The following is a 13514-nucleotide window of genomic DNA, read 5'->3' as shown; positions in this document are numbered from 1 at the left end:
CATCCTCTTATCTTTCCCTAATCTGTAAAGTTATTTTGTCTATCAATCTGATTCCAAAACAGCAAAATTATTGTATAATGTTACTTTGAAGTTTTATTTTCAATGCACAAGTTTGCAATACTTTTTTCTATACTGCTTGCAATAGTTGCTTACTACCTAAACAATGAAATCATATTTGAAATAGCAAAGCTATTTAGTGATATCTTTATCAGCTTGCTCAAATTAATAAGCTTACCTCTGGTTTTTTTATCCATAGTTTCCACAATTTCCGGGCTCAAAGACTCAATTGAAATTAAAACCTTAGTTAAGAAAACACTATTTTATACGCTGCTTACAACTATTATAGCTGCGTTTGTTGCATTATCGTTTTACCTGTTAATAGACCCAGCAAGAAAAAATTTCATAGGTAGCACAATAGAGAGTGTTAACAGCAATAACCACAGTTATTTTTCATACTTAAAATCACTCATTCCTTCTAATTTTGTGCAAGTCTTTCTTGAGAATAACATTATTGGTAGCATATTAATCGCTTTTTTGATGGGCGGAGCTATTATTTCACTTTCAAAAGAAAAGCAGGATATATTACATCAAATATTCTCTGCACTTTTTGATACGCTACTTAAAATTGCTCAGGGGTTACTAAAATTCATTCCGCTTGCTGTGTGGTCCTTTATCACATGTTTTTTGCATGAATTAAAAGGTGGTAGCGAGTTCTACAATCTTTTATGGTATTTTGTTTGCATAATGTCTGCAAATTTTGTGCAGGCATTTCTGATTTTACCGCTACTTATGTGGTATAAAGGCATATCACCAATTCAAACGCTGAAAGGGGTTATGCCAGCACTCACACTTGCGTTTTTTTCTAAATCATCTAGTGCAACGCTGCCTACAACCATAGACTGTGTGCAAAATAAGCTAAAGGTGCCAAAGAAATTATCGTCTTTTATTTTACCAATATGCACAACAATTAATATGAATGCATGTGCTGCATTTATACTAATCACTGTAATGTTTGTTGCAGAAATGAACGGATACGCATTTTCCTTGAGCGAAATGTTGATATGGATTTTTTTAGCTACAGGGGCTGCAATTGGCAACGCTGGAGTGCCTATGGGGTGCTATTTTATGGCAACCAGTTATCTCGTATCGATGAATGTTCCTTTGCATATTATGGGACTGATTTTGCCTATTTACACGATCATTGATATGTTTGAAACTGCAATAAATGTGTGGTCTGATATTTGTATCACTCAGATAATTAATAAAGAATGTAATAGTGAAACTTAAAAAATGATATTAGACGAAAATAACCTAATAATAAAAGAATTTAAAGAAGCAGAAGCAATTTTGCATGGGCATTTTGTTTTATCATCCGGACTGCATAGTGGCACATACATACAGTGTGCGAAGATTTTTGAAAATCCAAGCAGAGCCATGAAAGTTTGCGCATTATTAGCAGATAAAATAAAAAAAGAATTAAATAGCTCCATAGATTTAATATTATCTCCTGCAATTGGTGGAATAATTGTGGGTTATGAGATTGGCAGGCAGCTTGGAATAAGGACAATGTTTTGCGAGCGCGTTAATGGCAAGTTTGAATTACGCCGTGGATTTGAAATTAAAAAAGGTGAAAAAATATTACTTATTGAGGATGTGATAACCACAGGTAAATCTTCGCTTGAAGCAGTGGAATGTGCAGAAGGGAAAGGAGGTAAAGTTGTTGCTGAAGCTTCTTTGATAAAGAGAAATAGTGAAACAAAACTGCCTTTTCCTGTCATATCTTTGATTGAACTGAACATCAAAAACTACAGCGAGGAAGAACTTCCAAGTGAATTAAAACAACTACCCATAACAAAACCTGGGAGTAGAGAATATTTAACAAAGTAATCCTATAATATCTTGGAAGCACAGCACAGCTTTAGTTATTTACTCTAAGTGTATTTTATGTATACTTATTACTAAATTAATTTTGAAATGATAGAAAATGAACGAATTTAAATCGATCCGTAATATAGCAATAATCGCACACGTTGACCACGGTAAAACTACTTTGCTTGATAACATGTTAAAACAAAGTGGTACGTTCCGCGAGAATCAAGAAGTTCAAGAGCGAGTTATGGATAGTGGCGACCAAGAACGTGAACGCGGAATTACAATACTTGCAAAGTGCACATCAATAATGTGGGGCGATGAAAAGATCAATATTATTGATACGCCAGGGCACGCGGACTTTGGTGGGGAAGTGGAAAGGGTATTGTGCATGGCAGATGGTGTGTTGCTGCTGGTTGATGCTGCAGAAGGTCCAATGCCACAAACAAAATTTGTGCTCTCAAAAGCACTAAAAGCAAATTTGAAGCCAATTGTGATAATCAATAAGGTTGATCGACCAGACAGCAGAATTGATGAAGTACTAAATGAAATATATGAGTTATTTTTTAACCTTGATGCAACTAACGAGCAGCTAGATTTTCCAGTGTTGTATGCTTCAGGTAGAAATGGTTGGTGTGCTAAGGAGCTTTCCGATGAAAGAAAAGATTTAAGCCCATTATTTTCAACGGTTATAGATTATATAAAACCTTCTGTTTATGATCAAAATGCCCCTTTTGCTATGTTAGTCACTCTACTTGAGTCTGATAAGTTTCTTGGCAGAATATTGACAGGAAAGGTTTATCAGGGCGTTGCAAAAGTCAATTCAGATCTTAAGGTGCTTGACCTCGATGGTAAAGTAATTGAACGAGGAAGATTAACTAAGTTGCTCTCATTTTCTGGCTTGAAACGTATTCCAGTAGAACAAGCTGTGGCGGGAGACATAATTGCAATTGCAGGACTTGAGGAAGCTTCGGTTTCAGATACTATAGCAGCACCAGAAGTTACAACTGCAGTAAGCTCAACTCCAGTTGATCCGCCGACAATGGCGATTACTCTGAGCGTTAATGATTCACCTTTTGCTGGGCAAGAAGGTACAAAGCTTACTTCAACTGCTATAAAGGATCGTTTATATGCGGAAGCAGAAACAAATGTTGCAATTACTGTGACTTTGGCACCAAGCGGTGAAGCGTTTGAAGTAGGTGGACGCGGTGAGTTGCAGCTTGGAGTGTTAATTGAAAATATGAGAAGGGAGGGTTTTGAGCTTTCGGTATCACGCCCTCGCGTGTTATTTAAAGAAGAAGGCGGTAAAAAACTTGAACCTATAGAGGAAGTAGTAATTGATGTAGATGATGAATATAGTGGAATCATCATGGAAAAACTCAGCTTCCGAAAAGGTGAAGTGACTGACATGAGACCTTCTGGTAATGGCAGGACAAGATTAACGTTTTTAGTGCCATCAAGAGGATTAATTGGTTATCAAGGAGAGTTTTTAACTGATTCTCGGGGCACAGGCATAATTAACCGTTTATTTCATAGTTATGCTCCACATAAAGGTCCAATTTCTGGAAGGCGCAATGGAGTTTTAATTTCTACAGATAAGGGTGAGGCTGTGGCATATGCAATTTTCAATTTGCAAGATAGGGGAATTATGTTTATCAAACCACAGGATAAGGTATATTGTGGCATGGTTGTCGGCCAGCATAGCCGTGACAATGATTTGGAGATAAATGTGCTAAAAGGTAAACAATTAACCAATGTAAGAGCTTCAGGTAGTGATGAAGCCATAAAACTCACTCCTCCAAAGATAATGACACTGGAGGATATGATAGCGTATATAGACGATGATGAATTGGTAGAAGTAACCCCAAAATCTATACGTTTACGCAAGAAATTCCTCGATCCAAATGAACGCAAACGTGCAGGAAGGGCAAAAAATAAGGAGTAATCAGAAGTTGAATATTTGTGCAGAATAGTGTATAATTATTAACGTTTCCTAACTGTACTTATTATGGCTCTTTCAAAATTTCTCGATCCAAAAAACAATTTCGCGTTCAGGCGTATCTTTGGCACTGAGAAAAATAAAGATATTCTCATTCATTTTCTCAATGATATATTGGGCTTCGCTGGCAAAGATGAAATAGAAGAAATAGAATTTCTCAGCACTATCATGGATGCTGAGATTGCCTCTAAAAAACAAAGTATTGTTGATGTTTTCTGTACTGATTCTGCTGGAACCCAGCTAATTATTGAAATGGTGCGACCTGAAAGTCTTCGGTCATATTGTTTAAAAGGAGAGGAATTCCTTCAGAAAGAAACTAAAAGAGTTCTAAAACTTATTAAACCAGATGTTTTGCCATCTGAGTCTACGCATCAGTGCGAATCGGGTAACCGGTTGGTGCCAAGCGATGCGGACAATGAACCTCCTCTTGAAAAAGAAGATGCTCAATCGTGAAAGGAGCATAAACTACAAGCATCATGTGGTTGGAGAGCTAGGCTTAGTGGTATGGTGAACGTAAGTGAAGCTTCATAAGTATCGTAACGATTAAAGAGCTAAAGATGCTGATAAGCTCCGACCAAAAGGTAATGTGACATTTTTCATTTCTGGATGTACGCAAATCACCGGTATAGAGAAGTCACCTAACCCACTGTTGTATGACAGAAGGAACAGGGTAAGCCTGTATTTCCGCCTATATGGCAAGCAAACCGCAAGGAACGCTGATGAAAATGCAGGTAAAGGATAATGGAGAAAGCGAATGCCATTTTGTAACGAAATGTATAGAATTTGTAACATTAATTCGCGTGAAAACGAGCAGATTTCCATTTGGTCCCTCGTGACAAGAAACTTTGTTAACCACTTGAGGTAGAGAAGCAGATGACCTTACCCACAGAAATGATGAAGAAATTAGGAATATTTTTTACAAAAAGGACAATACTAACAAAAGAACTTTATTCTATTTAAAATATAAAGTTACAATAAATTTTCCTGTCATCTCCAAATAAATTACATTAACTTAGTATTGTATATTGTTAATAACTTAAAGAATACAACCATTTTCAGCAACAAAAACCAAAGGTCTTGAGATACAAGATATTTGTATGGTTATACCAACTCTCATTGTTGGCCAGTCAAATAGGAGACATTGCAGAGTTGTTTAATTGTGGAGCTGGCAAGAGAAGTAATAAATTTGCACAAAGCACCCTCAAGCAGAGCAATTGTATCGTATATTTTATTGCGCAAAATGTTCTGTTTTATATATAACCAAAGCCTCTCAACAGGATTTAGCTCAGGTGAGTACGGAGGTAGGTATATAATATCGATATTTTTAGGTACCTTTAAATTTTTTGACCTATGCCAACTAGCACAATCCATAACAAGAAAAGCCTCTCGTGTTTCTAGATATTGCGACATCTGCTCAAGAAATATGTTCATGCAATCAGTGTTGACATTTGGTGCAAATAAGCTAGAACTCTCTCCATTTCTAGGATTAACCGCACTATAGAGATAGAAATTTTGCCTACCTAATTTTGTTTTAATCTGTGTTCTAATCCCCTTTTTAAACCACCCATGTCCAACCTTTGAATGTGTGCCAAACCGTGATTCATCAAAGAAAAATAGCTCTTTTTCTGGATACTTGCTAATAGCTCCATTGAGATTTTTTTTTGAATTCCTCTTGTTTGCTTTTATCTTGTCCATTATGAACTGGTCTTGGTGTAATATATGAGAATTTCATCTTTTGCATATAGCGGTGTACTGTAGATTTGCTGATATTTAATCTGAACTTTTCCTGGATTCTTATTCTCATTTCTTTAATGGTAATATTAGGATTTTCTTCTATCCACTCTTCAATTTGCTGTAGTTGAACCTGATTTAATTTAGTTTTTCTACGGCGTTGTGGAGAAGCAAACAGTTTTTCTTCTCTGCCAAATTTCAAGAGTTTTACCCACGAAGTTAGTGCGCTTCTTGAAATGCAATATATTTTTGCTACAGCCGTTATACTGTACTTTTTTGCTGCAATTACAGCATTTAGTTTTTTTGAAACATATGCATTATTCCTTACTTTCTTCAGCATTTCTTTTGCTGATTCTACTACTTTTTCATCCAATAATTTTGATCTTAATGCCATTTATACCTCAACTATTTTACTTACTTCATTATGGCTTTTCTTCCATCTTTGTCCATCTGTTTGCCGTGTAATGGGAATTGGTATTACTATGATAGTTCCTTTTTTAAGAAAGTTTTAAATTTCATACCTAACAATAAACAACTTTAGGTTTAAATTTATGAAATCAGTTGTTATATACATCAGCAAATACGAATTTAACTGGTGTTATGGACTTAAATAAATTTACCGAAAAAGCAAAAAGTCTAATTCAAAGTGCTCAAATGAAAGCGTTGGGAGCTGGGCATCAGATTTTTATGCCTGAGCATTTACTAAAAGTGATGCTTGAAGATGAATCAGGTTTAGTTCAGGATTTGATAAACGCTTGTGGTGGAAGTGTGCAAAGTATTTCTGATGCTGTGGATAGCGCAATAAAAAAGTTGCCAGTAATTGAAGGTCCAGGAAGTGGTGGCCTTCAACTTTCAAGAGAAATAGCAAAAGTTTTTGAAGATTCAATTGGTATTGCAAGAAGAAATAAAGATTCATTTGTTGCTGTTGAGCGTTTACTACAGGGCCTCACTGCACAAAAAGATGATACTGTAGGCAAAATTCTGGCAGAGAATGGTGTGACTCCACAAAAACTGAACTCAGTTGTTGCAGAAATGAGAAAGGGCAGCAGTGCGGACTCGCCAAACAGTGAGGAAAAATTAAACGCGGCAAAGAAATATACAAAAGATGTTACAGAGCTTGCTATGCAAGGAAAGCTTGATCCTGTAATTGGTCGTGATGAAGAGATCAGAAGAACTATGCAGGTATCACTGAGGCGGACAAAAAATAATCCAGTGCTGATCGGTGAACCTGGTGTTGGAAAAACTGCAATAGTTGAGGGGCTTGCAAATAGAATTATTGCAAACGATGTGCCACTTGGTTTGCATGATGCAAAGGTCTTAGCTTTGGATCTTGGAGCACTAATTGCTGGCACTAAGTTTAGAGGAGAGTTTGAGGAAAGGTTAAAAGCAGTGATTAATGAGATTTCGAGAGCGGAGGGAAAAATTATATTATTCATCGATGAATTGCACACTTTAGTTGGAGCAGGAGCAACAAGTGGTGCAATGGATGCCTCGAATCTGCTGAAGCCTGCTCTTGCGCGTGGAGAAATTCGCTGTATAGGAGCCACAACTTTAGATGAATATCGTCAGCATATAGAAAAAGATCCTGCGCTTGCAAGGCGTTTCCAGCCCGTGTTTATTTCTCAACCAACTGAAACTGATACCATTTCAATACTGAGGGGTTTGAAGGAAAGATATGAGGTGCATCATGGTATAAGAATTACAGACGGTGCAATAATTGCTGCTGCAACGTTGTCCAATAGATATATAACAGATAGGTTTTTACCTGATAAAGCAATTGATTTGATTGATGAAGCAGCAAGCAGGGTGAGAATTGAAATGGATAGCAAGCCTGAAGTTATTGATGAACTTGAGAGAAAGGTTATACAGCTAAAGATTGAAGCAGAGGCTCTAAAAAAAGAAAGTGATGAAAATTCTAAACAGCGTTTAAAAAAGATAAATGAAGAGATCGAAAACCTAAATAGCAAATTTGCTGACTTAAACAGTAAATGGCAGATGGAAAAGAATAAAATAGCTAGAATACAAGAAACAGCCGAAAAATTAGATAACGCTAGAAAAGAGCTGGAATTGGCTCAGCGGAGTGGAAATTTAGGAAAAGCAGGAGAGCTGATGTATGGTGTGATCCCTCAGCTTGAGAATGAATTAAAAAATCAGGAAAAGGTTACTGATAGTTTCTTAAAGAAAGAAGTGACTGGAGATGATATTGCAAACATTGTTTCAAAGTGGACAGGAATTCCAGTTGATAACATGATGCACAGCGAAAAGGAAAAACTTCTCAACATGGAGAATGGAATAGGAAGAAGAGTAATAGGGCAGAAAGATGCAATAGAAGCGATAAGTAATGCAGTTAGGCGCTCCCGCTCTGGGGTGCAAGATACTAATCGACCTTTTGGTTCATTCTTATTCTTAGGCCCAACCGGGGTTGGTAAAACCGAACTTGCGAAAGCCTTAGCTGAATTTCTGTTTGACGATCAATCAGCGCTTTTGCGTTTTGATATGTCAGAATACATGGAAAAACATTCTGTTTCAAAGCTAATTGGCGCGCCTCCAGGGTATGTTGGCTATGAGCAAGGTGGCAGATTAACCGAAGCAGTAAGAAGAAGGCCATATCAGGTTATTCTGTTTGATGAAATCGAGAAAGCAAATCCAGATATATTTAATCTATTGCTGCAAATCTTGGATGAGGGTAGACTCACTGATAGTCATGGCAAATTAATTGATTTTCGCAACACCATACTGATTTTAACTTCTAACCTTGGCGCTGAGATAATGCTAAAAGGGAATGTTGATTCTGTAAGAAATGAAGTGATGCAAATAGTTAAATCAGCATTTCGTCCAGAATTTTTAAACAGGCTGGATGAAATTATTATATTCCACAGTTTAACCAGAGATGACATCTATAAAATTATAGATGTTCAATTTTCTTATTTACAAAAAACACTTGCTAAGCGTAAACTGAGTATAAGTTTGTCGCAGGAAGCTAAAGAACTAATAGCACAAACTGGCTATGACCCTGAATATGGAGCAAGGCCCTTAAAAAGGGTTATACAAGAGTGTATTCAAAATAATTTAGCTAAATTAGTTTTATCAGGGGAAGTAGTAGAAAATGATGAGCTAATAGTGTACGCTCTTGATAATGAAATCTTAGTTAAAAAGGTTTAAGTTCACTGTGTATTTTTGTTAAAAAAAATGTGTATAGATCATAATGTTGACACTGAGTCTTTATTTAAGTTAGCTGATCAAGAAAATCAGCAAGATAAAGAAAAAATTAAAAAATTTATTAAGTATTTTTATAGTTTTGTTTATAAAAGCGACCTAAAAGCCAATGATAAGTTTTTGCTATATATTGTAAACGATGCTTACAATTTTGTTTCTCAAAAAGAGAAAGATGAAAGTAAGTTAGTAGTAAGCAATATAGATGATATACCAGGAATAGAAGGCGATTTTACCACGATTAAGATAACAAACGATGATATGCCATTTTTGGTTGATTCTGTTATTGCAACTATTAAATCGCACAATTTAACCATATGCTATTACAGCAACAGCATAATTAACATTAAAAGAAAAGATGGCCTAATAGACGAGATTTACCCTTTGGAAGAAAGCAATGGAGTCAAAGAGTCAGTCATATATGTAATTATCAAAGGTATAAGTGACAGCTTTGTTGATACATTAAAAGAATCTCTACAGAAAACGCTGAAAGCGGTTAATTGCGTTGTGAAAGATTGGCACTTAATGCTCAAGAAACTTGATGAGGCAAGTCTTTCTGTCATCCCAGCTGGGATCCAGGAAAAGGACACGTGGATTCCAGTGTCCGCTACTCGAATGACACCAGACCGAAATCAAGAGCAAAAAGATTTTCTAGTTTGGTTAAAGAATAATAATTTTGTATTTCTAGGTTATCAAGAATATATTGCTGGTAAAGATGAAAAACTCGTCTGTGATGGCAAAAAGGACCTTGGCCTGATGAGAGTAGGTCAAAGTACGTTGATTCCTTCTGCAAACCTTGATTCCCTATACATATTGAGATCAGATCTAATCTCAATAGTCCATCGGCGTACATACATGAATTGTATAGGAGTAAAAGAATTTGATGACCAGGGTAATGTAGTAAAGGAACGGCGTTTTTTCGGGCTATTTACTTCTGTAGCGGAGGTCCAAGATATTCGAACTATTCCAATAATAAAAGATAAAGTTAAAGTTATAGAAAAAAATGCAGGATTTGTAACCGGGGGCCACAACAATAAAGCTTTGATTTCTATTTTGCAAGTGTTCTCTTGTGATGAATTATTCCAATCAAATGAAGACGAATTATTTAAAATTTGCATTTCGATCATGTCTCTTGCGATTAGGCCAAGGGTCAGATTATTTTTAAGAAGAGTCGGGGATTTTATTAGTTGCATAGTGCTGATACCGATGCGTTATGCTAGCGCTAGGCTAATGTTCAAGATACGTGACATATTGAAGGATGAGACAAGTGCAGGAAGTTCAGATATTTATAACAATCACATTATCAATGAATATGATTTGATGAAATTGCATGTAGTGCTAAAGACCAAAAATGCTAGCGTTCTTGATGATGAAGTTTTGCGTATCGAAAACAAATTAAGAAACATTACAGAAAAGTGGGAAGATCGTTTTATAGACAATTTATACAATACTTTTAGCACTGTTGAGGATATATTCATCCGTTATTGCAAGGCATTTCCAATAAGCTATCAAGAGAGTTTCGAACCTCATGACGCATATTACGATATGAAAAAATTGGAGATAGTGAGGAAGAAAGGAGTTAGCGAGGTCGATTTAAGACTTACTCGTGATAATCTTAATTATCAATTAAAGGTTTATACTCCAAACAATGGAGGCCTTGAATTATCGAAGATATTAAGGATCACTAAGAATTTGGGAGCTAAAATTCTATCTCATAATGGCTATTACATAGAAATTAACGGTGGAATATGGATACACCATTTTGTGTTGTCAAGAGTCGATGAATTAATAGACAACATTACTCTAAAAGAGCAATTTGAAATAACACTTGCGAAAGTGTTTAGCAAGGAAATTAAAAATGACTATTTCAATAGTTTGATCATTATTGCTGGGCTCAAGTGGAAGGAAGTGCTTCTGATTAGAGCGCTAAGTGCCTATCTAAAGCAGACGTCATTTAACTACAACCCAGAATATATCCAAAAGGTAGTCTCAGAGTATCCAAAAGTAGTAAAGTATTTGATACAACTATTTCATGCAAGATTTGATCCTAACATAGACATTGATAGAGCAGAAACTACGGACATTGTCAGAGAAAAAATTGAGGAACTTCTAAAAGAGATCAGCAATGTTTCACATGATTACGTTTTGCGCTCGATATTTAACTTGATAATGGCTATTTTAAGGACCAGTTATTATCAAGACGATAAACCATATTTATCTACAAAATTTGACTCAAGTAAAATAAATGGTTTGCCTGATCCTCGTCCGTATCGCGAATTGTATATTTATTCAAACCTTTTTGAGGGAATACATCTAAGAGGAGGGAAATTAGCCCGTGGTGGCTTAAGGTGGTCGGATAGGACGGAAGATTTTCGCACTGAAGTTTTGGGGCTCATGAAAGCTCAGATGACAAAAAATGCGGTTATTGTCCCTGTTGGTGCAAAGGGTGGATTTGTAATAAAGCAAGCTTATAAAGATAAGAATATTTTAAGAGAGAAAAGTGTTGAGTGCTATAAGAGTTTTATTAGAGGAATGCTTGATATTACTGATAACGTGGTTGATGGTGAAATAATTCCACCAGAGAATGTGATTAGGTATGATGAAGACGATCCATACTTGGTAGTTGCAGCAGATAAAGGCACTGCTTCATTTTCTGATTATGCCAACCAGATAGCCTCTGAATACAATTTTTGGCTTGGCGATGCATTTGCATCTGGTGGATCAGCAGGTTATGATCACAAAAAAATGGGTATTACAGCCAGAGGTGCATGGATTGCAGCACAGAGGCATTTTTGGAAAATGAATAAGGATATTTACCAGGATGCAACTGTTATTGGAATTGGGGATATGGCTGGCGACTTATTTGGAAATGGTATGCTGCTTTCAAAAAATATACATTTAATCGGCGCATTTAACCATATGCATATTTTTGTTGACCCAAACCCTGATGCAAAAAAGAGTTTCACAGAGCGTAAACGTCTCTTTGAGTTACCATTTTCAACTTGGATGGATTATAATAAAGATTTGATTTCTAAGGGTGGAGGAGTATTTGAGCGTAGCAGTAAGCAAGTAAACATTTCTCAAGAAATAAAAAAGTGCTTTGATATAACAGAAGATATGCTACCTCCAAGTGATTTGATTAGATATCTATTGAAAGCAAAAGTGGACTTCATATGGAATGGAGGAATCGGCACGTTTGTTAAGGCAAAGAGTGAAAATCATAGCATGGTCGGTGACAAAGCAAACGATGAGTTAAGAGTGAATGGTAAAGATATTAGAGCTTCTATGTTTATAGAGGGTGGAAATCTTGGTTGTACACAGTTTGGAAGAATAGAATATGCTGAAAAAGGTGGATATATCAATGCAGACTTTGTTGATAATTCAGCCGGAGTGATATGTTCGGACCTTGAAGTTAACATTAAGATTGCATTTGTTTCAGCTATGAAAGCAGGGGGTATTTCTTTAGAAAAAAGGAATGAAATACTGGCAAGTATGGTGGATGAAGTTGCATCCAAAGTGCTTGAGAACCACAACAAAATTGAAACAAAAGCATTACTTCTTGAGTGTTTGCAAGCTAAAGAGAGATTGGAGCAGCACCACAGGTTACTGCTCAGTTTAGAAAAATCTGGGCTGTTAAACCGAAGCGTAGAATTTCTTCCAGCTGACGAAGAGGTAGCAAGGATGTTAACCGGTGCAGAAGGTTTCAGTTCTCCTCAGCTTTCTATTCTAATATCTTATGCTAGAACAGCAATAAAAAATAAAATTATACATTCCGATCTGCCTGAAAAAGATCTTATATCTAATGACTACTTGCTAGGTTATTTTCCTAAAAAGATGTTAACAGAGTTTAAGGATTTCATATTAAAACACCAACTTCGTAGAGAAATTATCTCCACTTGCTTTGCAAATGATGTTGTAAATAGGATGGGCTGTATATTTATTAATAATTTAGTTGAGAATACTGGAATTAAGGTACACGAAGCAGTTAACATATATATCGTTGTTAACCACCTATATGATTTAAATAACCTGTGGCAGAAAATTGATGAATTGGATGGAAAAATTGATATTAACTCATACTTGCAAATAGTGAGAAATGTGCAGAAATTTATTGGCAGAGTATCGTTTTGGTTAGTAAAAAATCTTAGCTTTGTAGAATTGGATGATGTTACAAAATTTAAAGATGCAATTGAAACTTTAGGCCATGATGTTTTAGATGAACACCTGTTAAAGGTCTATAATCATGGATACACTTCTTTAGTGGAACTTAATATAGATAAAGATCTAGCAAAAAAAATTGCTGACCTGTGCGTTCTTACTTATGCACTGGATATTATATCTGTTGCTGAACAGACATCTTTGTCCATTCTTGATGCTGGTAAAATATACTTTGAGTTAAAGTCGCTGTTAAGATTCGATCTGATTAGAACAATTGCCATCAAGATGAAAAGCCGCTCTTCTTATTGGGATCGCAGCTTAGTTAATGATTTATTGGACGATTTAAGCAATTACCATCACAAGCTAGCTGTTAAAGTCATAAAAGCTACTGATAACCCCGAAGATAAGGTTCAAACCTGGGCTTGTAATGATAAGGACTACATAGAACGTTATAATAGTTTTTTAGATGAGATGGTTGCTTCTAAACTTGATTTAAGCAAATTAATATTTATAATCAGAAGGATTAAAGTACTTGCTTCATAGG

Annotated in this window: 7 protein-coding genes and 1 pseudogene; 7 read left to right on the top strand and 1 reads right to left on the bottom strand. The window is 35.9% G+C overall.

Going from position 1 to position 13514, the window contains the following annotated elements; translation table 11 throughout:
• The first annotated feature begins 102 nt into the window (after window positions 1–102).
• The 5 genes and pseudogenes from INQ25_RS01475 to INQ25_RS01455 all read left to right on the top strand — a co-directional run bounded on the left by INQ25_RS01475 (window position 103) and on the right by INQ25_RS01455 (window position 4704).
• Window positions 103–1287, top strand: coding sequence for a dicarboxylate/amino acid:cation symporter (locus INQ25_RS01475; RefSeq protein ID WP_213862886.1), 1185 nt, complete (start codon window positions 103–105; stop codon window positions 1285–1287).
• A gap of 3 nt (window positions 1288–1290) precedes the next feature.
• A complete protein-coding gene (gene pyrE / locus INQ25_RS01470; RefSeq protein WP_213862885.1) occupies window positions 1291–1887 on the top strand; it encodes an orotate phosphoribosyltransferase in 597 nt (198 codons plus the stop codon).
• Window positions 1888–1984: 97 nt separating this feature from the next.
• Window positions 1985–3814 (top strand): translational GTPase TypA, encoded by a 1830-nt coding sequence (typA, locus tag INQ25_RS01465; RefSeq protein ID WP_213862884.1) that lies wholly within the window; start codon window positions 1985–1987, stop codon window positions 3812–3814.
• 63 nt (window positions 3815–3877) lie between these two features.
• Window positions 3878–4123: pseudogene (locus tag INQ25_RS06705) on the top strand (PD-(D/E)XK nuclease family transposase); the annotation flags it as partial.
• 437 nt (window positions 4124–4560) lie between these two features.
• Complete coding sequence (locus INQ25_RS01455; protein ID WP_173862872.1) at window positions 4561–4704, top strand: hypothetical protein; 144 nt, start codon at window positions 4561–4563, stop codon at window positions 4702–4704.
• 277 nt (window positions 4705–4981) lie between these two features.
• On the opposite strand, the gene INQ25_RS01450 is transcribed toward INQ25_RS01455, so the two are convergent.
• A protein-coding gene (locus tag INQ25_RS01450; RefSeq protein ID WP_213862882.1) for an IS630 family transposase occupies window positions 4982–5993 on the bottom strand; the annotation gives its coding sequence in 2 pieces (ribosomal slippage) (window positions 4982–5530 and window positions 5532–5993; 1011 coding nt in all).
• 206 nt (window positions 5994–6199) lie between these two features.
• Between INQ25_RS01450 and clpB the strand changes: the two genes are divergently transcribed.
• Together clpB and INQ25_RS01440 are read left to right on the top strand one after the other, a co-directional pair.
• Entirely contained in the window at window positions 6200–8761 is a 2562-nt protein-coding gene (clpB, locus tag INQ25_RS01445; protein WP_213862881.1) for an ATP-dependent chaperone ClpB, read from the top strand.
• A gap of 27 nt (window positions 8762–8788) precedes the next feature.
• Window positions 8789–13513, top strand: a complete 4725-nt coding sequence (locus tag INQ25_RS01440) for an NAD-glutamate dehydrogenase (protein WP_213862880.1) — start codon at window positions 8789–8791, stop codon at window positions 13511–13513.
• The last annotated feature ends 1 nt before the right edge of the window (window position 13514 follow it).

This window comes from Wolbachia endosymbiont of Rhagoletis cerasi, assembly GCF_018454475.1.
Classification (GTDB): Bacteria; Pseudomonadota; Alphaproteobacteria; order Rickettsiales; family Anaplasmataceae; genus Wolbachia; species Wolbachia pipientis.
The sequence above is the reverse complement of the archived record's forward strand: the minus strand, read 5'-3'. Positions and strand labels throughout refer to the sequence as shown.

Excerpts from the sequence above, each read along its gene's own strand:
- INQ25_RS01475 (WP_213862886.1), top strand. The coding sequence starts at position 103 with ATGCACAAGTTTGCAATACTTTTTTCTATACTGCTTGCAATAGTTGCT.
- clpB (WP_213862881.1), top strand. The coding sequence starts at position 6,200 with ATGGACTTAAATAAATTTACCGAAAAAGCAAAAAGTCTAATTCAAAGT.
- pyrE (WP_213862885.1), top strand. The coding sequence starts at position 1,291 with ATGATATTAGACGAAAATAACCTAATAATAAAAGAATTTAAAGAAGCA.
- typA (WP_213862884.1), top strand. The coding sequence starts at position 1,985 with ATGAACGAATTTAAATCGATCCGTAATATAGCAATAATCGCACACGTT.
- INQ25_RS01440 (WP_213862880.1), top strand. The coding sequence starts at position 8,789 with ATGTGTATAGATCATAATGTTGACACTGAGTCTTTATTTAAGTTAGCT.
- INQ25_RS01455 (WP_173862872.1), top strand. The coding sequence starts at position 4,561 with ATGGCAAGCAAACCGCAAGGAACGCTGATGAAAATGCAGGTAAAGGAT.